Source organism: Secundilactobacillus yichangensis (assembly GCF_016861565.1).
Taxonomy (GTDB): domain Bacteria; phylum Bacillota; class Bacilli; order Lactobacillales; family Lactobacillaceae; genus Secundilactobacillus; species Secundilactobacillus yichangensis.
In genome coordinates this window covers 34,627-57,258 of the sequence record NZ_BOLK01000002.1, presented here as the reverse complement: position 1 = coordinate 57,258, position 22,632 = coordinate 34,627, and the positions used below count along the sequence as shown (strand labels likewise).

The 22,632-nt window shown below is 47.2% G+C and carries 21 protein-coding genes and 1 pseudogene; 11 read left to right on the top strand and 11 right to left on the bottom strand.

Features of this window, described 5'->3' with window-relative positions; all coding sequences use genetic code 11:
• Positions 1–14: 14 nt before the first annotated feature.
• From JUE95_RS02010 to JUE95_RS01985, 7 genes and pseudogenes are all read right to left on the bottom strand, one after another.
• Complete coding sequence (locus JUE95_RS02010; RefSeq protein WP_203648819.1) at positions 15–272, bottom strand: hypothetical protein; 258 nt, start codon at positions 270–272, stop codon at positions 15–17.
• Complete coding sequence (locus JUE95_RS02005) at positions 262–831, bottom strand: molybdenum cofactor guanylyltransferase (protein WP_203648818.1); 570 nt, start codon at positions 829–831, stop codon at positions 262–264. The genes JUE95_RS02010 and JUE95_RS02005 overlap by 11 nt, the downstream gene beginning before the upstream one ends.
• A 16-nt stretch (positions 832–847) precedes the next feature.
• Positions 848–1,327, bottom strand: a complete 480-nt coding sequence (gene moaC, locus JUE95_RS12730) for a cyclic pyranopterin monophosphate synthase MoaC (RefSeq protein WP_235995146.1) — start codon at positions 1,325–1,327, stop codon at positions 848–850.
• 147 nt (positions 1,328–1,474) lie between these two features.
• Positions 1,475–1,810, bottom strand: a pseudogene (gene mobB / locus JUE95_RS12725) (molybdopterin-guanine dinucleotide biosynthesis protein B); the annotation flags it as partial.
• On the bottom strand, positions 1,789–3,009 hold the full coding sequence (locus tag JUE95_RS01995; RefSeq protein ID WP_203648816.1) for a molybdopterin molybdotransferase MoeA: 1,221 nt from the start codon (positions 3,007–3,009) through the stop codon (positions 1,789–1,791). The gene JUE95_RS01995 and the pseudogene mobB, both read right to left, overlap by 22 nt.
• 11 nt (positions 3,010–3,020) lie before the next feature.
• Complete coding sequence (locus tag JUE95_RS01990) at positions 3,021–3,488, bottom strand: MogA/MoaB family molybdenum cofactor biosynthesis protein (RefSeq protein ID WP_203648814.1); 468 nt, start codon at positions 3,486–3,488, stop codon at positions 3,021–3,023.
• Entirely contained in the window at positions 3,485–4,522 is a 1,038-nt protein-coding gene (locus JUE95_RS01985; RefSeq protein WP_203648813.1) for a HesA/MoeB/ThiF family protein, read from the bottom strand. The genes JUE95_RS01990 and JUE95_RS01985 overlap by 4 nt, the downstream gene beginning before the upstream one ends.
• Positions 4,523–4,863: 341 nt before the next feature.
• Here JUE95_RS01985 and JUE95_RS01980 point away from each other — a divergent pair, with 341 nt between their 5' ends.
• The 7 genes from JUE95_RS01980 (at position 4,864) to JUE95_RS01950 (ending at position 14,985) form a co-directional block, all read left to right on the top strand.
• Complete coding sequence (locus JUE95_RS01980) at positions 4,864–8,538, top strand: nitrate reductase subunit alpha (protein WP_203648812.1); 3,675 nt, start codon at positions 4,864–4,866, stop codon at positions 8,536–8,538.
• Positions 8,528–10,087: a nitrate reductase subunit beta gene (narH, locus tag JUE95_RS01975; protein ID WP_203648811.1), complete on the top strand. Its 1,560-nt coding sequence runs from the start codon at positions 8,528–8,530 to the stop codon at positions 10,085–10,087. The genes JUE95_RS01980 and narH overlap by 11 nt, the downstream gene beginning before the upstream one ends.
• Complete coding sequence (gene narJ, locus JUE95_RS01970) at positions 10,080–10,652, top strand: nitrate reductase molybdenum cofactor assembly chaperone (RefSeq protein ID WP_203648810.1); 573 nt, start codon at positions 10,080–10,082, stop codon at positions 10,650–10,652. The genes narH and narJ overlap by 8 nt, the downstream gene beginning before the upstream one ends.
• A complete protein-coding gene (narI, locus tag JUE95_RS01965; protein ID WP_203648809.1) occupies positions 10,649–11,338 on the top strand; it encodes a respiratory nitrate reductase subunit gamma in 690 nt (229 codons plus the stop codon). The genes narJ and narI overlap by 4 nt, the downstream gene beginning before the upstream one ends.
• A 267-nt stretch (positions 11,339–11,605) precedes the next feature.
• Positions 11,606–13,360: a pyruvate oxidase gene (gene spxB / locus JUE95_RS01960; protein WP_203648808.1), complete on the top strand. Its 1,755-nt coding sequence runs from the start codon at positions 11,606–11,608 to the stop codon at positions 13,358–13,360.
• A 216-nt stretch (positions 13,361–13,576) separates the two neighbouring features.
• A complete protein-coding gene (locus JUE95_RS01955; RefSeq protein ID WP_203648806.1) occupies positions 13,577–14,542 on the top strand; it encodes a hypothetical protein in 966 nt (321 codons plus the stop codon).
• 11 nt (positions 14,543–14,553) lie between these two features.
• Entirely contained in the window at positions 14,554–14,985 is a 432-nt protein-coding gene (locus JUE95_RS01950) for a hypothetical protein (RefSeq protein WP_203648804.1), read from the top strand.
• 81 nt (positions 14,986–15,066) lie between these two features.
• Here the strand turns inward: JUE95_RS01950 and JUE95_RS01945 are convergent, their stop codons facing one another.
• The 4 genes from JUE95_RS01945 to JUE95_RS01930 form a co-directional block, all read right to left on the bottom strand.
• Positions 15,067–16,128, bottom strand: coding sequence for an ABC transporter substrate-binding protein (locus JUE95_RS01945; protein WP_203648803.1), 1,062 nt, complete (start codon positions 16,126–16,128; stop codon positions 15,067–15,069).
• Between the two features lie 70 nt (positions 16,129–16,198).
• The gene (locus tag JUE95_RS01940; RefSeq protein ID WP_203648801.1) at positions 16,199–16,363 is read right to left on the bottom strand and encodes a FeoB-associated Cys-rich membrane protein; all 165 of its coding nucleotides are present in this window, start codon (positions 16,361–16,363) and stop codon (positions 16,199–16,201) included.
• Between the two features lie 16 nt (positions 16,364–16,379).
• A complete protein-coding gene (gene feoB, locus JUE95_RS01935) occupies positions 16,380–18,374 on the bottom strand; it encodes a ferrous iron transport protein B (protein WP_203648799.1) in 1,995 nt (664 codons plus the stop codon).
• Positions 18,371–18,577, bottom strand: coding sequence for a FeoA family protein (locus JUE95_RS01930; protein WP_203648798.1), 207 nt, complete (start codon positions 18,575–18,577; stop codon positions 18,371–18,373). Before JUE95_RS01930 ends, feoB begins: the two co-directional genes overlap by 4 nt.
• A 255-nt stretch (positions 18,578–18,832) precedes the next feature.
• Between JUE95_RS01930 and sufC the strand changes: the two genes are divergently transcribed.
• From sufC to sufU, 4 genes are read left to right on the top strand one after another with little or no spacing between them, the layout of a single operon-like run.
• Positions 18,833–19,627, top strand: coding sequence for a Fe-S cluster assembly ATPase SufC (sufC, locus tag JUE95_RS01925; RefSeq protein ID WP_203648797.1), 795 nt, complete (start codon positions 18,833–18,835; stop codon positions 19,625–19,627).
• Positions 19,628–19,642: 15 nt separating this feature from the next.
• On the top strand, positions 19,643–20,947 hold the full coding sequence (sufD, locus tag JUE95_RS01920; protein WP_203648796.1) for a Fe-S cluster assembly protein SufD: 1,305 nt from the start codon (positions 19,643–19,645) through the stop codon (positions 20,945–20,947).
• Positions 20,928–22,175, top strand: a complete 1,248-nt coding sequence (locus tag JUE95_RS01915) for a cysteine desulfurase (RefSeq protein ID WP_203648795.1) — start codon at positions 20,928–20,930, stop codon at positions 22,173–22,175. The genes sufD and JUE95_RS01915 overlap by 20 nt, the downstream gene beginning before the upstream one ends.
• A complete protein-coding gene (gene sufU / locus JUE95_RS01910; protein ID WP_203648794.1) occupies positions 22,153–22,629 on the top strand; it encodes a Fe-S cluster assembly sulfur transfer protein SufU in 477 nt (158 codons plus the stop codon). The genes JUE95_RS01915 and sufU overlap by 23 nt, the downstream gene beginning before the upstream one ends.
• Positions 22,630–22,632: the final 3 nt, after the last annotated feature.

The window sequence follows — 22,632 nt, the reverse complement described above, 5'->3', positions numbered from 1 at the left end:
ATAGAATAATTTGGCTATTCAGAATATTCCTGATCGATATCAATACTGAAATTGGGATCGACAAATTGCTTGTAATGATCGTAATCCTGGGCAATGGCTTGAATTTGCATGTCCAGTTTATCCAATCGATCATCTTTTTCCAGTGAGCGCATTTCCTCGTTTACTTCAGCCGTGGTATTTTCGGCTAAAGTCCTTCGGATGGTTAAATCAGTCAGGGCAACCTGCAGTAATTTTTGAAAATCTGAATCTGACATTTGGTTTTTAGTGAGCATGATGGTCAGCCTCCGGTGTGTTGTAATTAACGAACAGTTCAGCGTTGGCAAATGAAATTGGGGCACACTGCTGAACTTCAGTGATGAAATAACGTAAACGGTAGTCGTCTAGCATTAAGAAGTCGTGCAGCACTTCTCGAGTGGTCGTAAAGTGGGCCAGAGTGTAGTGATCGGCATCCGGCGTTTGGGCATAGCAATTAACATGGTTGGCTAGAACTGAAAGGACATCCACTGATACATAAGGGTAGTCCACCGCTAAAATCAGCAGCTCGACCGGTAAATCGAACTGGCAAGTTGCCGCGTAGATACCACTGAGCGGACCGCGTTTCTCAAAGGGGGGCTGATCCGTGATCACTTGGACGTTGGCTGATCCGGCAAACTGTTTTATCAGGGCCGGTTCATTTTGAACATTGGCGCTGACTAAAACGCAGTCACATAACGGACTGAGCTTATCGACCGCCAGCTGTGCGTTATTTACGTTTTGATTAGGCAGCTGATATAACGCTTTATCTTGCCCGAAACGGCGTGATTCGCCGCCAGCTAACACTACGCCGATCATAAGCCCACCCTCCTTTTTAGGATTGATAAATAAAGTGGCCGCTTTTACCGCCATCTTTTTCAACCAGATGGACGTTTGAAATGAGCATGCCACGGTCAATTGCTTTACACATATCGTAAATGGTCAGCAGGGTGGTTTGAACTGCCAGCAGTGCCTCAATTTCAACCCCCGTGACGTGTTTGGTTTTGACCTGCGCGTTGACGGTGATAGTATCTGCGTCATTGTCTTCAAAGTGGATGTCCACCCCAGTCAGTGGAATCAGGTGGCACATGGGGATCAGGTTACTGGTTTGTTTAGCGGCCATGATGCCGGCTACTTGTGCCACTGCCAGCACGTCGCCTTTTTTGATCTGTCCTTGATGAATACGGTCTAAGGTCTCGGGATGCATGGTGATCTGTCCAGTAGCAACGGCAGTTCGGTGGGTCACCTGTTTGTCAGTCACGTCCACCATTTTTGCCCGATTTTGATCGTTAAAGTGGGTCAATTCATCTGTCATATGATCAGTTCCTTTCAAAATATTGGTTTTCACCCAGTCAATGATTGCTGGTAAACCAACGAGGGTGGCTTCAGGGTGCGGAGCTAAACTGGCAAAAACTTGAATCTGCTGGTATTTTTTGAAATCAGCTTGTGAATCAACAGCCCGTAACATCGCAATTTTAGGAAATGGGTCGGGTTTAAAGCCCTCAATCAGTAAAATATCGGTTTGATCAGGCAGCCAGGCTGCAAGGTCGGCTGCGGATGCTGGTGCATCAGCTGTTTGGTGGAAGAACAGGCCATTATCGGACTGTAAGATCACACTGTGTGCACCGGCCCGTGCAAAGCGATCGGAATCGGTGCCGGCTTTATCCATAGCAGCTTGGTGAGCATCGTGTTTGATGGCAGCCACCCGGTAGTTTGGACTTAGGACTTTGATCAGCGCTTCAGTTACGGCAGTCTTGCCGCTTTTTTTATAGCCAATTATTTGAAGGGTAGCAGCCATGTTGTCACCTCGGTATTTAGCGCGATGGGTTCCGTTGAGTGCGGAATTTTGACTAGACACGTTGTTGTCTGCAGGTTGCCTAAAGCTCCGGATTGGTCAGAGCCATTGGGAAAGACTTTCAGGCCAGCAGCGGTAATTTGAAACTGACTACGAAGGACCCGGTCGAAATTGTTGGTTTTGTGATAAGGGGCTACTAACACGGCTTTGGTCTGTCGAACCCGGGTTTTTTGATGGACAAATCGTCGCAAAACGGGTTCCACGTAGAGGTAGAAACCCGTGAAGCAGGCCCCTGGGTTCCCGGACAACGCCATTACCAGCGTGTGATTTTCGACAAAGGCCGTGGTCACACTGCCGGGCCGCATTTTAATTTTATTGAAAAGTAGCTCATCTGCACTGCGGGCCGCGTCACCAACGAAATCGAAGTCGCCAACTGACACGGCGCCGTCCGTGATGACAATGTCGTTTTCGGCGATGGCTTTTTGCAATGATTTTTTCAACAGACCAGAATCATCGATTAGCTGTTCATAACTGGTAACTTGACCGCCACTCTCGGCAACTAAGTTCTTGATCATAGGACCATTGCTGTTATAAATCTTACCGGCCTGCAAGGGTTCGTCCGGCTGCATCAATTCAGAACCGGTGGTAATAATGGCTACGGTAGGCCGTTTATAGACGGTAACTTCACGAATGCCAAAAGCGGCCAGGATAGCCAGTCCACCGGGATTAAGCTCACTGTCAGCGGCAATCAGTTCATCGCCCTCAGCAAATTCAGTGCCAATTTCCGAAATATTGCTGTGCTTTTCGGTGTTTTGCATTTTTACGTGGTCAGGATCGTTGGCAATCTCACTAGTTTTTTCCAGCATGATGACTTTAGCAGCATTTTCGGGAACGAAAGCACCAGTCATGATCCGCGCCGTTTCGTTTTCACCCAGTGGACCGTCGAAAGTGGCACCGGCTGGAATGTTTCCTACAACTTTAAAAACCTTTGGAAAATCATGGTCGTCTTCAGCACGAATCGCAAAACCATCGACGCCTGAACGGCGAAAATGCGGGTAGGCGTAGGGTGAAGTGACTGTTTTCGCTAAGACTCGGTGATTTGCCTGTTTTACGGGAATGGTTTCCGTTTTAATGGGTAATTTGATTTGATTGACTTTTTCCTGTGCTTCATTAATTGAAATTGGATATCTTTTAGTTAACATAATGTTCTCCTTTACTTGTGTCGTTCAAAGACCAGGTGTTCAAACTCTGGCAAGATCAGTTCTTTCATTGCCGTTTGACAAGCGTTGGTTGAACCTGGTAAGCAGTAAACAAGCTGATTGCGCTGGTTAAAACCCGCCAAGGCACGAGAGGCAAGGGCGTGGGTGCCAACTTCATTAAATGATATTTGCCGAAAGGCCTCGCCAAAGCCCTCAACGATGGTTGACAGTAACGGTGTCAGGGCAGGAATCGTGACGTCTCGTTGAGCGATTCCTGTACCGCCGTTAGTGATGATCAAATCGGGTGATTGCTGTTCAAATTGTAGAAATTGCGACTGAATATCGACGATGTCATCGATAACAACCTGTCGATCGGAAACGGTGACACCGTGGGCTTTGAGGGTAGCCTCTAAGTACTGTCCTGATTTGTCAGTTGCTAGGTCACGGGTGTCACTGACGGTTAAAATCATTGCTGTCGTCATCTTGAAGTCGCCTCCTGAATAATGGCGGACTGCATGGCCCGTTTTAGATTTTGATAGATTGAAATTGCTTCATTCAAGGTTGGTACGCCGTATAACAGCAATTTACCGGTTTTAAACAGACTGACTGAATAGCCCTGCCAGTGAAATGTGGAGAAACTTTTGAACTGTCGATACGAAATCTCCTGGTCGGTCAGCCACTGATTAAGCTGTATTAAACGTGGCGAACGGCTCATCCTAACAGAATAGGTCTGAGTCCCACACAGCATGGTGACTTGGTCGCTGCTTTGTTCAGTAGGCATGGTCCAATTTTGCTGACCGCAGATTGGACAGTACGAATCCTTTTTAATCTTGAAATTTTGAAAAGTCAGCTGCCAGTTATCGATGGTGATGAGCTGGCCAAAATTAACGCTGATCTTATCAACCAAATAGTGGAGCGCTAATGATACCTGCAGACCGGAAACAAGGGGAATTAATGCCGTGTTCACGCCAATCAGGTCACAGTCGGTTTGCTTCAGTTCATCCAAGTTTGGGTACAGACAATTCAAACAGGGGTGATTAGTTGGCGATATCGCCATCACGCTGCCAAAAGTACCGGCACAGCTGGCAAAGATGTAATCAAATTGTTGTTTCAAAGCAACTTTGTTTAATAAATCACGGGTGCGAAAGTTATCTAAACAATCTAGTACAAGATCAAATTTCAGATCAGTCAAATGTGACTGGCTTAGTGGCTCCGGATAGACGTCAATGATTGCTGTATGGTCGATTGCCAGCAAGTGAGTCTTAGCAGCATCCACTTTAAACAGTTCATCGGCCACGTCATGTTCGGTAAAAAGTGCTTGGCGCTGCAAGTTGGTCGTAGAAACCACGTCGGGATCAATCAAAATGAGGTGTTTAACACCGGCACGCAGAAGCTGGCTGGCAGTATAGCTACCTAAAGCACCGACGCCGGCGATGAGGACGGTGGCAGCGGTGAGCTTTTGCTGGCCGGCTTTGCCGATGACTTTGACGCGTTCTTGGCGGTCGTAACGGTTCATGTGGGGGACTCCTTTCTGGGGGGATTGGTTTGACTTTTTATAGCAGGAACGTGGTTACCCTTTTTTAGATAACATAGCCTAAACGCGTTCGTCCAAGCAGAGACTTGCATATAGGGGACTTCTCCCGCAACACCGCCAAAGCCGCGGTATTACGGGAGAAGCACCCTATACTCCAGTCTCTTAACGCCCGGACTCACGCTCCGAAATATAGGACTTTCCCTAGTCGAAGTATAACAATTCACATGCTAATGTTGGTATTAGGGAAATGGCTTACTTTTAAATTCACCAGTTCTCGCGAAAGTAATGCACCATTGAATTCGAACACAAGGAGGTAGTAAAAAGTGAAAAAATCCCGCTTTTTTAACCGCGTTGAGAAATTCAACGGGACCTTCACTCAGCTGGAAGAGCACAATCGCCGCTGGGAGAAGCTGTACCGCCAACGCTGGGCTCATGATAAAGTTGTTCGGACGACTCACGGTGTAAACTGTACTGGTTCTTGTAGCTGGAATGTGTACGTAAAGCAAGGGGTCATCACCTGGGAACATCAGGCGACTGATTATCCTGAGTGCGGCGCCAACATGCCCGGTTATGAACCTCGTGGGTGTCCTAGAGGGGCTAGTTTTTCGTGGTATGAATATAGCCCGGTTCGTATTAAATATCCGTATGTGCGTGGTAAATTATGGCGGTTATGGGTTGAGGCTAAAAAGCAGCATGATAATCCCATTGATGCTTGGGGTAGCATTGTTGAAGACCCCGAGAAGAGTACGGCATACAAAACTGCTCGTGGCCATGGCGGCATGGTTCGGGTACACCGACCAGAAGCCTTAGAGTTGGTTTCGGCACAATTGCTGTACACCATTAAAAAATATGGTCCTGACCGGATTGCTGGTTTTACGCCAATTCCAGCCATGTCCATGATGAGCTATGCGTCTGGTGCTCGGTTCATTTCATTGCTGGGTGGCGAAATGCTCAGTTTTTACGACTGGTATGCTGACTTGCCGCCTGCATCACCGCAAATCTGGGGTGAACAAACCGACGTGCCGGAATCAGCCGACTGGTACAACAGCCAGTACATCATGATGTGGGGCTCAAACGTGCCATTGACCCGGACGCCTGATGCTCATTTCATGACCGAAGCGCGTTATCACGGCGCTAAAATAGTCGCCGTTAGTCCAGATTATGCTGAAAACGTGAAATTTGCTGATAACTGGTTAGCACCAAATCCTGGTACTGATGCCGCTTTAGCTCAGGGAATGACTCACGTGATCCTCAACGAATACTATCAGGAAAAAGACGTGCCAGAATTCCGCAATTATGTGAAGCAATACACTGATTTACCATTTTTGATCACGTTACAGCCAAGCGCTGCCAACAGTGAGGATTACACCTCAGACCGTTTCGTGCGGATCTCCGACTTAACGGCTGACGTCATCGAAAACGGCGAGTGGAAACCGGTTGTCTACGATGCTAACCAGCAAAAGATCGTGGTGCCAAATGGGACTATGGGTCAGCGTTGGGAAGCCGGCAAACAGTGGAACTTAACGCTGAAAGATGCCGATGGTAACGACATTGATCCGCAATTATCTATCGATGCCGAACAGCAGGTCACCGTTGATTTCCCAACTTTTAATAACCAGGGGAACGGTGTGCTGAAGCGCCACATCAATGCTAAGAAGTTAACCTTCGCGGATGGCAGTGAACATCTCGTCACCACCGTTTTTGACCTGATGATGAGTCAGTACGGCATCAAACGGGATGACAATGACGAACTGGCCGCCAAGGGTTACGACGATGCCGACAGCTTCTACACCCCGGCCTGGCAAGAAAAAGTCACCGGTGTTAAGCAAAGCCTGGTGATTCAGATCGCCCGTGAATTTGCTCAAAACGCCCTTGAATCCGGCGGTAAAACCATGGTCATAATGGGTGCCGGAATCAATCACTGGTTCAACTCCGATATGACCTACCGCGCCATTATTAACAACCTGATGCTGTGCGGCTGCGAAGGGGTTCAGGGTGGTGGCTGGGCCCACTATGTTGGTCAAGAAAAACTGCGGCCGCAAGAGGGCTGGGCAACCATTGCCTTTGCTAATGACTGGCAAAAGGGTGGCGCCCGTCAACAAAACGGAACCTCCTTCTTCTACTTTGCTTCGGATCAATGGAAGTACGATGAACTGGATAACAAAGCTTTGAAGTCACCGGTTGCTAAGTCGTCACACAGCTACGATCACACGGCTGATTACAACGAGCTGGCCATTCGGCTGGGCTGGCTGCCATCATACCCGCAATTCGACCGTAGCAACCTGTCCTTTAGTGAACAGTACGGCACCACCGATGTGACTGAAATTGCTAAGAAAGTCGTTGAAGAACTGAAAGCGGGAACACTGCATTTTGCCGCTGAAAATCCCGACGCTAAGCAGAACTCACCGAAGAGTTTATTCATCTGGCGGTCAAACCTCTTCACCTCATCAGGGAAGGGACAAGAATACTTCATGAAGCACTTGCTGGGCACCGAAAACGGCTTACTGGCGAAGACTAACGAACGCAATAAGCCAGAAGAAATGGTTTGGAACGACGATACGATTACCGGTAAATTAGACCTGGTCATCGACATGGACTTCCGGATGGTGGCAACGCCAATGTATTCCGACGTGATTTTGCCAGCTGCTACCTGGTACGAAAAAGAAGATCTGTCTTCAACTGATATGCACCCCTTCATTCACCCATTTAACGCGGCTATTAGTCCAATGTGGGAATCAAAGAGTGACTGGCAGCAGTTCAAGACGTTAGCGAAGACCTTCTCCAACATGGCCAAGAAGTACTACGCCGAACCGCAATATGACTTGAAGACTCAGCCTCTAGGCCACGATTCCAAGGGTGAAATCACCCAGCCGATGGGGGTTATCAAAGACTGGAAGAAGGGTGAGGTTGAACCGATTCCAGGCAAGACCATGCCTTCTCTGTCGTTGATCAAACGGGACTACACCGCGGTTTATGACAAGTACGTTGCCTTAGGCCCTAACGCTCGGGGCAAGGTCGGCGGTTTAGGTTATTCCTATGACGTTTCACCTGAATATGATGAACTTAAAGATATGAACGGCACCTTTGACCAAGGGACTAATGCAGGTTGCCCACGGCTGGATGAAGACAAGAAGGTCTGTGAAGCCATTTTGCACCTTTCAAGTACGTCTAACGGTCACGTGGCCGTGAAGGCATGGCAGAATGCTGAAGAAGTTACCGGCCAAAAGCTCAGTGACATTCCAGCAGGGCAAGCTGAAAAGCAGATGACCTTCAAGAGTATTACGGTTCAGCCCGCTGAAGCCATTCCAACGCCGATCTTCACGTCATCTAAACATGACGGCGACCGCTACTCACCATTCACGGTGAACATCGAACGTCTGGTACCATTTAGAACCTTGACCGGCCGTCAGCAGTTCTTCTTAGATCATGAAATCTTCCAGGAATACGGCGAGTCACTAGCTAGCTACAAGCCAACCTTGCCGCCGCAAGTCATGGGGCCAGCCGATACCAAGATTGCTCCGGCTGAAGACGGTCAGGAACTGACGCTACGCTACATGACGCCTCATGGGAAGTGGAATATTCACACCATGTACTACGACAACCTGGAAATGCTGACGCTATTCCGTGGTGGGCCTAACGTCTGGCTCAGTCCTAAGGATGCGGATAAGATCGGCATCAAGGATAACGATTGGCTGGAAATCTATAACCGAAACGGAGTCGTGACCTGCCGGGCGGTTGTTTCTCACCGGATGCCTGAAGGGTCTATGTACATGTATCACGCCCAGGATATGGAAATTCAAGAACCGCTCTCAAACATTACGGGTAACCGTGGGGGCTCGCACAACGCGCCAACTCAGATCCACATTAAGCCGACTCAAATGGTCGGTGGCTACGCGCAACTAAGTTACGGCTTCAACTACTACGGCCCGATCGGAAACCAGCGGGATCTATACGTGAACGTTCGCAAGTTAAAGAAGGTGAACTGGAATGAAGATTAAAGCCCAAATCGGAATGGTGTTAAACCTGGATAAATGTATCGGGTGCCACACCTGTTCCGTAACCTGTAAAAATACTTGGACGAATCGTCCAGGTGCTGAATATATGTGGTTTAACAACGTTGAAACCAAGCCTGGCGTGGGTTATCCCAAGCGCTGGGAAGACGAAGGCCACTACAAAGGTGGCTGGGAATTAAACAGTAAGGGGAAACTGCAGCTAAAAGCCGGCAACAAGATCAACAAGGTCGGCCTCGGCAAGATTTTCTGGAATCCTGACATGCCGGAACTGGATGACTACTACGAGCCTTGGACTTACGATTACCAAACCCTGTTTGGCAAGGAACGCAAACACCAGCCAGTTGCCCGGGCGAAGTCACAGATCACCGGCCTGAACATGAATCTGAAAACGGGTCCTAACTGGGACGATGACTTGGCCGGTTCGCCTGAATACTTCAAGCAGGACCCCAACATGGATAAGATTGAAACGGACATCAAGGCTAACTTTGAATCGGCCTTCATGATGTATCTGCCACGGCTGTGCGAACATTGCCTGAACGCGCCATGTGTGGCGTCATGCCCATCCGGTGCGATGTACAAGCGTGATGAAGACGGTATCGTTTTGGTTGATCAAGAACGCTGCCGCGGCTGGCGTTTCTGCATGACCGGCTGCCCTTACAAGAAGGTCTACTTTAACTGGAAGACCAACAAAGCCGAAAAATGCACGTTCTGTTATCCACGGATCGAAGAAGGCGAACCCACTGTCTGCTCCGAAACGTGTGTGGGCCGAATTCGTTACATTGGTGCCATGTTGTACGATGCAGATAAGGTAGAAGCAGCTGCGGAAACCGAGGATGAAAGTAAACTCTATGAAGCCCAATTAGGCCTTTTCCTTGATCCGAACGATCCAGAAGTGGTTGAACAGGCGTTAGCGGATGGCATCACCGAAGAAATGATCGATGCCGCTCAGAAATCACCAATTTACCGGATGGCCGTGGAGGAGAAGATTGCTTTCCCACTGCACCCCGAATACCGGACCATGCCAATGGTTTGGTACATCCCACCGCTATCACCGATCATGAGCTACTTTGAAGGCCGTGATTCCATTAAGAACCCCGACATGATTTTCCCTGGTATTGATGAAATGCGGGTTCCCGTTGATTACTTGGCCAGCCTATTGACTGGCGGTAACGTGGATGCCATTAAATGTGCATTATACAAATTGGCCATGATGCGCTTATACATGCGCGCGCAAACTAGCGGCAAAGACTTCGATACGACTAAGCTTGAACGAGTTGGGTTGACTGAAAACACGGCTACCAGTCTTTATCGTTTACTGGCCATTGCCAAGTACGAAGACCGCTTCGTGATTCCCAAGAGTCACAAGGAGCAGTTCGAAGACGTTCAAAGCGAACAGGGTGGCCTAGGCTACGACGAATGCGAAGGCTGCTCATTAGCACCTCAGCACGGTTCGATGTTCAAGAAGGCGGAAGCTGGCGAATCGACCAACCAGATTTACGCAGAAAGTTTCTATGGGGGGATTTGGCGTGATTAATTTTAAACAATTACGTGCGCTTTCCGATGCCTTCGTGGATCTTTCCCGCTTTATCGATTATCCCAGCGAAGAGACTTTCGGTGATGAGGCCTACGCAGACTTCGTCAAGAACTATCCGGAAACCGCGCAGAAGCAAAAACTGTTGGCAGCCGTGGACGAAATGCGGCGAGAAGATTTGCTGCAGCAACAGGCTCACTATTCGAATTTATTCGAAATGAATAAGCGTTACACCTTATACATGAGCTATTACAAGATGACCGATTCCCGGGAACGCGGCACAATTTTAGCAAAGCTCAAGATGCTCTACGAGATGTTCGGTGTGACCATTGATGGTAACGAGTTGGCTGATTTTCTGCCGATGCTGCTGGAATTTCTAGCCTTTGGCAGCTTTGACGGCGATGAGCGCCGCCAGGATTTGAAGCTGGCTTTTCAAGTGATTGAAGACGGCACCTATGAATTATTGAAAAACGCGGCTGGCGATATTGAAGATCCGTACTTCCGGATGATTCAAGTGATTCGTGAAGAATTGCGCAGCTGTGTCGAGATGGAGGTGGCCTCCAAATGAGTAATTTTGGCTCGATCCTGTTGTGGGTGATCTACCCATACGTGATGCTGTTGTCGTTCGTGTTCGGGACGATCATTCGGTTTGGCTGGTTTAGAGCGGGAATCACTGCTGTTTCCAGTGAAATGCTGGAAAAACGTAAGCTGATGGTGGGAAGTCTGCTCTTCCACGTGGGGATTATTTTAGCCTTCTTCGGGCACATCCTGGGAATCTTGATTCCCAAAACGTGGACCGCTTTTTTCGGGATTTCGGATGAAATGTATCACTTGTTTGGTTCTCTAATGATGGGGACCGGGGCCGGTTTACTGGCGTTAGCTGGAATGACTATTCTGACGTACCGCCGTTTTACTAACGTCCGGGTATTTGTGACTAGCTCATGGAGTGATCTGATAGTGAACGTCGCCTTACTGATCACCATCATCTTAGGGTTGGCATCGACGTTATCCAGTCCGTTTTTACCAGACTTTGATTACCGATCAACCTTATCTGTCTGGGCGCGGTCGCTGTTTTACTTGCAACCAAAGTGGCAGCTCATGGCCAGTGTGCCGTGGATCTATAAGATTCACGTTATCTGTGGCTTCGCAATTTTTGGTTTCTTCCCGTATACTCGTTTGATTCACGCACTGACATTGCCTTGGCAATACATTTTCCGCCGTTACATTGTTTACCGCAGGAAACCACGGTATTAACCGACGGATAGAATAAAAATACGTCTCCTTTTGAGGGGGGACGTGTTTTTATTTTGCCTGAAATTGAGTCGTGTATATTTACAATGTAAAACCTTTAAAATCTAACTAGAATCCCAGTGTGTCGCAATTTACCAGCTAAAGGTACATCAATTAGCTTAACCAAGTCAAGTTAATTGATATTCATTCACCGACGATTTATGATGATGGCGCTTAAAATGTTAAGCGAAAAATGATGTTACTATTCTTTCTTTGGAGGAGGAAACAGCGATGGCAGAGACCGTTAATTCGGGTGTTGCAGCCCTTAAGACGTTGGAAAGCTGGCACGTTGATCACATCTACGGCATTCCCGGTGGGACGATCAACAATTTGATGTATGCATTAGACAAGGAGCAGGAACGGATCAAGTACATCCACGTTCGCCATGAAGAAGTGGGGGCTTTGGCGGCGGTGGCTGATACGAAGTTAACGGGGCATATTGGGGTGGCGTTTGGTTCAGCAGGGCCGGGTGCGACGCATTTGTATCAAGGTGCGTATGACGCGATGGCGGATAAAGTGCCCGTTCTATTTTTAATCGGCCAAAATCCGCAAGGGCTTATGAATCAGGACTTCTTCCAGGAATTTGATGAAGATCCGTGGTTTAATGATCCAGGTGTTTACGCTCGAACCGTCACGACGGCTGAAAGTTTGCCGCACGTGATTGATGAAGCCATCCGGCGAGCGTTCGCCCAGCACGGACCGGCCTTCGTGACGATTCCCAATGATTTGGCCAATAAGCCGATTCCAGCTGACGGTTATTACAGCGCAGCTGCCAACTTTGCACGGCCACAATTAGCTGCACCGGATGATGATCAGATCAAGCAAGTCTTAGAGCTGATGCAGCAGGCACAAAAACCGCTGATCTACGTTGGACAGGGAACGATTAACGCTGCGTCAGAAGTGATGACCTTCGCGCAAAAGTTTCAAGTGCCAATCATTACTACGGCACTAGGCAAAGAAATCATTCCGTATGATTTTGAAGCCTTACTGGGATCAGCTGGCCGGGTGGCAACGAAACCGGCCAACGAAGCGCTGAAAGAGACGGATCTAATCCTCTTTGTAGGGTCGAATTATCCGTTCGCGGAATCGATGTTCAAACCTGACATTAAATTTGTTCAGGTGGATACCAACCCGCAAATTCTAGGTAAACGGCACCACACCGACGTGGCAATCTTGGCGGACGCAAAGCAGACTTTGCAGCGATTAATAGAATTGGGCGAAGATGCACCGACGTCACCGTGGTATGCTGCTAATGTTGATAATGTGACGAACTGGCATCAGTATAATGACGACATGATGAATCGCACCAGTGGGGATCTTAGATTTGAACCAGTCTTTAAGGAAATCAACCGTATTGCCACGGATGATGCTATTTTTTCAATCGATGTCGGTGATGTCACTCAAAATGCGGTGCGGTTATTAAAGGTTAACGGTAAGCAGCCGTGGATCACCTCTGGCCTGTATGCGACGATGGGCGTCGGTCTGCCTGGCGCAATCGCGGCACAACTGGATTACCCGCAGCGGCAAGTCTTTAACCTGACCGGTGATGGCGCTGCCGCCATGGTAATGCAAGACCTTGCTACAGAAGTGACGTACGGATTACCAGTAATTAACGTGGTCTTTACTAATCTGGCATTAGGCTACATTGAAGATGAGCAGGAAGATGATGGGCAAGAATGGTTCGGTATCAGCCTGCCGAAAACTGATTTTGCCCAGATTGCGGAGGCCCAAGGTTTGACTGGCATCACGGTGACTGAAATCAGTGAAGTACCGAACGCCTTTGACCAAGCGTTAAAGATTTCCCGGTCAGGTAAGCCGGTATTGATCGATGTTCGCATGACTAACGAGCGGCCAATTCCGGTTGAAAAGCTGACCTTAGATCCAGATAAATTCGATGCAGCTACGATTGAAGCGTTTAAGAAACGGTACTATGGTGAAGATTTGGAACCGTTAAGCACGTATCTTAAACAGTATAATATTCAGTAATTTCATATAACAAACAGGTCCATTAACTAACTCTTGCAATATACAAATATAGGCACATCAAAGAAGCTAAGTACTTCTTCTTCGATGTGCCTTTTTGGTCATGCAAATGATAGCTGTCAGTTTGAATTTACCAGAAGTGCGCCCTTTCCCTAATAGTTTTTTTACGGGGAGAACAGTACACTTATAAGCAAAAGTGAAAGAATGGAGGAGCCGCTTTTGGATAAATTTAACTTTAATCTGAATGCATCTCGGGTGGATGCTCATGGTCACTATGATTTTCAGAACGTGTTTGAATTTCCGGATTTTATTGAAATGCGGCCTAAATTACGTGAAGCCGTTCGGACGGTTGCTCGAGAAGCCTTTGATCGGCCCGTCTTGCCAGTTAAAGTTGAGCGGATGACCACTCGTTTAGAAGAACAGCTAGAACGAGAGACTCGTAAATACGGACGCCAATTAGGCGTTTACGCTAACCAGAAAGGTGAGCGCAATGAGCTGGTGCGGCTGTTTACCCACGTTTTGCAAGTGATCAGCAGAACGGATGATATTGATGAAGAATTAGAGGATATGATCTATGCTGTCAATCAGACCCGGCTGAGCTTAATTGGCCTGCCCGAATTAGATGGTGAAGGTAAGCTCTATAATGCTGATCAGGATCAAGAACTGATCCCGGGAACTTATTATGATTACGTGACTCAGCAGCTGGTTAAACCGTATTTGATCGATCCCAAGGGTGGTATGGTACCGGCAAATGTGACTAAGGATGGAAGGCATTTGGTAGTTCGCATGACAACGTATGCCTACCGCGATTGGGATGCTTATCTGACGCACGAATACGATGAACAGCACATTGTCAAAAACCAAAAGGGTTTGTCGCAACTGGACTATTTTGGTCGGTTAGAGCAGATCGAGCTAAAATATGCTGACCATATTTATTCGGAAGTGCTGGCCGATAATTTCCAGGACTTCACTCAGATCCTAGTACCTGAAATCGTGCCAGCCTTTGAAATTATGTCTACTGATTTACGACCGTTGATTGCCCAGCGGCCAGGCTTACAAATTCAGTTTGCAGCTAAAATTGCCGATCATTTTAAACTGGATGCCGACGGGAAAGAGCACGTCATGGATCAGCCACTGCAGGAAATCAAGAATAAGTATCAGTATTACCGGGCAAACTTTGTCTAGGAGGAACCATGATGAATCAGGAACCAGTGAGCGGACCAGAGGCCAAATTAGGAACGCCAGAATTTGAAAATACACTATTCGTATTAGATAAGGTGCCCACGCAAAAAAACATTGAAGAATTCGCCATGCAGGGCAACCTTTACCCGGAACCACTGGACGATGTGGCTTGGGCGATTCCAGGTTACCTATCAGACGACTATAATATCTTTTTGATTTTTGCACCAAACGTTTTGGACAAGTGGACGATTACTTGCGCTCAAGTTGAAATCGTCAACGGTAATGAAATTACGCATATGAGCAACGTGGTACCGACAGGAACTGGCATGAATGCCATTGCATCCATCAGCAAGAGTGGTGCTATTGAGTTATTGGCGTACTTTAAAACGCTGGCTGCCAATGGACTTGGCCATTTTGACGAGAACTTGTGGCAGCGGGTACGCTAACTAAAGTCGGTGGTGGGCTGCAACCGTTAAAAATAGCATTACTCATCAAACCTGATTCGTTCGGTGAGTAATGCTATTAATTTACTTAGTGGCTGTTGATCCAGCTAAAATCGAATTGGCTTGTTTTGCCGTTAAATGATAATGATAATACTTTTGGTAAAATTCCTGAGTCTTTTTCGTCATGTTCAGGTTCTTAAACTGAGTGGGATGCAATTTCTGTGCCGCCCAGAGGACTTGCAGAGCCTCTTCAGCGCTGTAACGGTCCCACGGAAAGGTCCCTTGGGGATTGCCATACACGTGTCCTTGCTTAACTGCCGGGAGTTTGCTTAAAACGGGATCTTGCTTCAGCGCCTTCAACGCTTGACCGGAAGTGGTGCTGCCCACGATGATCACATCTGGATTGGACTTGGCCAGTTTTTCGGTGGTGACCGAGATCATGTTGCCGTTTTGTGCGAGGGCATTTTGACCGCCAGCTGCTTTGATCCATTCGTCTACGATGGTGTGTTTACCGTCAACAACGTTTAAGTTTGCTGAATTAACAATGTGAAGGACTTTAGGTCGTGATGAGACACCCTTTAACTGGTTTTTTACTTCAGCCAAGTTACGTGTGTGGTCCCGCTGGTATGATTTAGCAATGCTGGGAGCACTGCCACCAAGGATGTCAGCCGTTAAATTGACAGAGCGCCTTAGTCCGGCAAAGTTTTGGTACATTGCATTGACAGTCGGTACCTTAGCGTTACGTGCTTGTTTAATTTGGCCCGGATCAGAGGAAATCACCACGTCCGGTTTGGTTTTCAGCAATGCTTCCATTTGCATGGTGTCACCGGAAAAGGGTGATTTCACCTTTCGAATACTGGGATACACGGTCTTAAACCAGGGTTGGGTTTTGATCATCTGAGTGGTGGCGACCAGCTTATTTTGACCGCCTAATAACATGACGACTTGGTTATTAGCGTGCCATAAGTCAGCAACACGGTTCACTTTTTTAGGGATTTTAACCTTGGTACCATCCATATCGATAACGGTTCGGGTAGCCACGGACGCTGATTTATGGGTGTTTTGCGAATGGCTGCAACCAGCAATCAGCAACCCAATTGACAATAATCCTAATACTCCTGCAAGTACGGCTGTTCTGTGTTTCATAACGGATTTCCTCCTGTGTGGTCACAAAGAGTGCCTTGAACTTTTACAAAAAAGTTCAGGGCACTTTACGTTATATTGCGCGTTTTTTTGATTTATTTAATAATTTTTTAGCTTCGCAATCGTAGTCGCAAGCAGCGCATTTACCCTGCTTCGATCGTTTTACAGCCCGGTAGATCTGATAGCCGGCAAAACCGAAAATAGCGGCAAAGATAATGATATTAATTAGTAGTCCCATAATTTATGACCTCCTTTTATACTAGCAGCGACCCAATTTGGAAAATCAGGAAGGCCAGACTGTAACTAATAAATAGACCGGAAACAACGGCATACGCAGCCCACTTTACTGAGCCCGTTTCGGATTTGATCGTCCCAATTGTAGCGAAACAAGGAATATATAGCAAGATAAAAACTAACAAAGCATAGGCGGACAGGGTGGTAAAACTGCCACCAATCATAGCGATCAGCGCACCCTGATTACTGGTGTGGAACAGGACCATCATACTGGAACTGATCACTTCTTTCGCCAAAACACCTGTCAATAGGGCACTGATGGGCTGCCAAGTTGCAATTCCAATGGGCTTAAAGACGGGTAACAAGATTTGTCCTAGATTAGCCGCAAAGCTCTGATCGATTTGAGTGACGTAACCGTGAATGCCGAAGTTTGAAAGTAGCCAAATCAGGACGGTGCCGGCAAAGATAATGGTGCCGGCTTTTTTGATGAAGCCCTTACCCTTATCCCAGGTCCCGTGCCAGACAATGTCCAGCCGCGGAATGTGATACTGCGGTAATTCCACAATAAAGACGGAATGTTCCTTTGCTTTGAAGAGGATGTGATAAAACTTTGCCATCAGCAGGGCCACGATGATGCCCAAAAAATAAAGGGAGAGTACGATTAGTGCCTGATGACGGGGAAACAGCGCAGCCACGAACAGACTGTAAATGGGAAGCCGCGCTGAACAGCTCATAAACGGCGAGATCAGCGTGGTGATCAGGCGTTCTTTTGGCTGTTCAATGGTTCGCGCGGCCATGATACCAGTGACGTTGCAGCCAAAACCGATGATCAACGGAATGAACGCTTTGCCGTTCAAGCCAATCATTTCCATAATGCGGTCGGTTACCAGCGCTGCTCTTGCCATGTAGCCGGAGTCTTCCAAAATTGAAATACAGGCGAACAGCACGAAAATCTGGGGGATAAAGACCAGTACGCCGCCAACACCAGCGATTAAGCCATTAACAATCAGTGAGCGCAGCATCGGCAAGGCGCCAACCTGGGTCAGAAACTGGTTCGCCCAGGTAGAAATGGGTCCTGACAAGAGCTTATCTAGTTGGGCTGAAACAGGGGTGCCAACCCAGTCAAAGGACAGCTTGAACATCAAGAAAAAAATTCCCACGAAGATTGGCAGTCCTAAAATAGGGTGAGTCACGATTTTATCGATTTTAGAAGTCATTGCCACGTGCTTAGTTGACTGTAATGTTTCAGTAGCTGCTGCCAAGGTAGCTTCGATAAAGGACAGCCGGGTTTCAAAAATCTGATCGGCAAACTTTTGGGCATCATAATACGCTTTTTGTGATAAAAGCGGTTTCAAGTGATGTTTGAGGGCGTACTTTCGAACAACTTTATTGTCATTAATGTACTGGATTGCAAGCCAGTGAGCAAACTTGCTGTCAATTTTATAATCGTTTGTTAATGAAGTGCCAGCCTGCCGAATCGCTTGTTTAACCATCATTGGATAGTTTAATTTTAACGGTGAATTCGGTTTGATTTCACTTTGGTCACAGACTAGATCAGCTTTGATTTGCGACAAGCCTTCTTTATTTCGGGCGTTGCTCGTTCTAACCCTGCAGCCCAGTTCGTTTGACAGGGTTTTAAGGTTGTAGTAGTGGCCGCTGCGTTTTAAATCATCAATCATATTCAGTGTAATGATCACGGGAACACCTAGCTCCAGTACCTCTACAGAAAGCAGCAGATTACGTTTTAACTGGCTGGCATTAGTCACGTTTAGAATCAAGTCAGGGGAGTTTTGCAGCAAATAATTAGTGACCACCGATTCATCTTTAGTGATGGGATTTAGGGAATAAACCCCTGGTAAATCAATGACTTTGGTCTGGGAGTGGCGAATTTGACCAACCTTTTTTTCAACGGTGACACCGGTCCAGTTTCCCACGTAAGCGTACTTATCGGTCAGCTCGTTAAAGAGGGTCGTTTTACCGGTATTCGGGTTTCCAAGCAGGGCAACAGTTGTCAAGATGATTCACCTCCCGTGAGTTTTTTAAAGACGCGGTATCGAATACCGATCTTTTGGTGATCAACCTGAATAATGACCGGACCATGAAAGGGGTAAAAGCGCACGGCCATAACGTCGCTGCCTACCTGTAACCCCAAACTGTGCAGGCGCTGTACAGTTGCGTCATCAAGGCCATTAAACTGCTTAATTAGAAAATGCTGCATGTTTATCGACCGCCCCTTCAAGTTGCTTTGATCATATTCAGATATCAGTTGAAAATACTTATTCAATAAAGAATATCTTGTCACCTATAATATCACATAATATGAAATTTTCATGTATAAGGGAAATGCCTACTTTGAATAGCATGAGAAAAATACTATAATCTGAGATGTAGTGAACAATATTCGCACTGGAATAATTGGTCGTATCGGTTCAGGTCATATTCCGGCGATAATAATCTGTGGAGGATGATTGATATGGCGACACTTGAAATAAAAGATCTGCACGTTACGGTCAAAGAAGATAAGGGTCAAACCCGAGAAATTTTAAAGGGTGTTAATTTAACGATGAACACCGGTGAGATCCATGCCATTATGGGGCCTAACGGAACGGGTAAATCAACGTTGGCCCAGACCATTATGGGTAACAGCACTTATCACGTGACCCAGGGCGATATTATTTTAAACGGTGAAAGTATTTTGGACATGCCGGTTGACGAACGGGCACGTAAGGGCCTGTTCTTAGGCATGCAATATCCGGCTGAAATCAAGGGTGTGACCAACGCCGAGTTCCTGCGGGCAGCAATCAACGCCCGTCGGCCAGAAGATGACAAGATTTCCGTCATGGCCTTCTTAAAGGAACTGGATAAGAACTTGGACTTACTGGATATGAGTAAAGAAATGACTGAACGCTACCTGAATGAAGACTTCTCTGGCGGTGAAAAAAAGCGGAACGAAATTTTACAATTATTAATGATTAAACCATCCTTTGCCTTGCTGGATGAAATTGATTCCGGCCTTGATATTGATGCCTTGCAAGTGGTTGCTAAGGGTGTTAATTCAATGCGCGGTGATGACTTTGGATCACTGATTATTACCCACTATCAACGCCTTTTGAACTACATTGTGCCAGATGTTGTCCACGTGATGATGGACGGCCGAATCGTAAAAAGCGGTGACGCGGAATTGGCTAAGAAACTTGAAAGTGAAGGTTACGCCGGTTTGCGTGATGAATTAGGATTAAAAGTTAACTTGGTTGACGACAATCGTTAGAGAGGAAGGGTCGTTTTGAAAAGTGCCGTTCAAGATTATGAAGCAATAAAAACCGCAGTGGAAAGTGCTGCTAACGAGCACGGCGAGCCACACTGGTTCGTGGAACGTCGCCTCGCAGCGATTGATGCCATGCAGGACTTGGCTTTGCCTGAGATGCAGCGTTACGATTTTCACCGCTGGCCGTTAATGGACGATATGGAGTTGAAGTTCAGGCGCAGCGACAAGCACCTTGCTGATGATTTACCTCAGGTGGATAACCAGATTCGGTTTGTTCAGGTGGGGCAAACCACCGTTGCCGTGAATTTACCAGACGAACTGGCGGATCAGGGTGTCATTTTAACCGATATTTTCAGTGCTTTTCGCGAACATCCACGATTGACTGAAAAGTACTTTATGGATAAAGTCACCAAATATAACGAAAATAAATTGACCGCCTACCAACAAGCTTTTTTGAATTCCGGAGTTTTCTTATACGTTCCCAAGGGCGTTGAAATCAAGCAACCAATTGAAGCTTATTTAATTCAGGATAGTACGGTTAAACAAGCCATGGTTTCACACGTTTTGATCATTGCTGAAGAGAACAGTCAGTTCTCCTTCATTCAGCATTTGAACACCAAAGGTGACGAAACTAACGCAGCACACTGCATGGTGGAGGTTCTGAGTCGTGCCAATAGTCACGTCCACTTTTCCAGCGTGGACGAATTGGGTAAAAACACGTATTCCGTTTTACACCGGCGTGCTAACCTCAGTCGCGATGCCCGCTTTGACTGGGCCATTGGGATCGTTAATGATCAAAACACCCTGGGTGACATCACCAGTGAATTAATCGGTGAGGGTGCTCATTCTGAATCCAAAGTGATTGCCATCACTACCGGTAATCAATCCAACGGGATCAATAACCGGGTAGTGAACCGTGGAAAGCACACGACCGCTAACATTTCACAACGTGGTGTGCTGCTAGAAAAATCCGAACTGATTTTTAACGGAATCGGTGACATTATCCACGGTGCTTCCGGTGCCAACGCGGAGCAGGAAAACCGGGTACTCATGATGTCAGATCAAGCGCATGGTGACGCTAACCCAATCCTGTTAATCGATGAAGACGACGTTATCGCTGGGCACGCGGCCAGTGTTGGTCAAGTTGATCAAAATCAGCTGTACTATCTGATGAGCCGCGGGATCGATAAAGAATTGGCACAGCGGTTGGTTATTCGAGGATTCTTAGGGGCCGTGCTGGAAGAGATTCCGTTGCCAGAGGTTCGTCAAGAAATGATTGACGTGATTGAAAGGAAGCTAGAAGATGGACAGCACTTTAAGTAAAATAATGAGTGATTTTCCGATTTTAGATCAAAAGGTCAACGACGAACGCCTAGTGTATTTGGACAACGCCGCCACAGCACAACGCCCCAACCAAGTAATTGCAGCCTTAACGCACTTTTATCAAACGGATAACGCTAACGTTCACCGTGGGGTGCACACCTTAGCTGAACGGGCAACTGCTGATTACGAGGCAGCCCGCCGGAAAGTGCAACAGTTTATTAATGCTCCGGAACCAGAAGAAGTGATCTTCACTAAGGGCTGTACGGATGGACTGAACCTAGTTGCCAGTACTTATGGGGAAGCCAACGTGTCTGCTGGTGACGAAATCGTCATTTCAATCATGGAACATCACAGTAATTTAATTCCGTGGCAGCAGCTGGCAATTCGTAAGGGCGCGACGTTAAAATACATTCATTTAACGGCTGATGGGGAACTTGACTTAGACGAAGCAAAGCAGTTAATTACCGATAAAACGAAAATCGTCGCGGTAGCCCATGCCTCAAACGTGCTGGGAACCGTTAACCCAATCAAGCAACTGGCTAAAATAGCGCATCAGCACGGCGCCATATTTGTTGGTGACGGTGCTCAATCAGTGCCGCACATGCCGGTGGATGTAGCCGACTTAGACGTTGATTTCTACGCCTTTTCGGGTCATAAAATGATGGGACCCACTGGCATCGGCATTTTATACGGCAAGCGAAAGCTGCTGGAAGCCATGCCGCCTTACCAGTATGGTGGTGAAATGATTGGCTTCGTTCATCAACAGAAATCAACCTGGGCTGAATTGCCCTATAAGTTTGAAGCCGGTACTCAAAACATTGCCGGTGCGGTTGGATTAGGTGCCGCGGTTGACTATCTCACTAAGATTGGGATGTCAGCGGTTCAAGCACACGAACAAGAATTAGTGAACTACTTACTACCGAAGATGGAGGCCATTGATGGCGTGCAGGTATACGGACCGCAGGATCCAGCTAAGCATACGGGTGTGATCGCGTTTAACCTTGAAAATCTGCACCCTCACGATGTGGCCACCGCGTTGGACATGGAGGGTGTGGCGGTTCGTGCCGGTCATCACTGCGCACAGCCGTTGATGGAATATCTTGGACTAACAGCTACCGCCCGTGCTAGTCTGTACTTGTATAACACCCAAGCAGATGCGGATCGCCTGCTCGTGGCACTTCAAGAAACAAAGGAGTTCTTCAATCATGGGTCTAGAGAAACTAAATAATTTATATCGAGAAGTGATTTTGGATCACTCAGATCATCCGCATCACAAGCACGCGTTACCGGATGCCACCCATAAAATCACGCTGAAGAATCCAACCTGCGGTGACGTGATTAATTTGGATATTGAACTGGATGATAAAGATAATATCAAAGACATTGGCTTTACCGGGGAGGGCTGTACCATCAGTCAATCCAGCGCCAGCATGATGACGGATGCCGTCATGGGGAAGTCTAAGGAAGAAGCCTTGCACATGGCTAAAACCTTTTCTGACATGGTAATGGGTAAAAAACATCCCCAGGCGGATTTAGATGAACTCCAAGATGCCGCTATTTTAAGCAACGTCATGACGTTTCCGGCCCGTATTAAGTGCGCGACACTTTCTTGGTGGGCATTACAGCGAGCATTGTTAAAACAACCAGATGGCAGTATTGACGATTCCGAGAAGGAGGACTAGCAG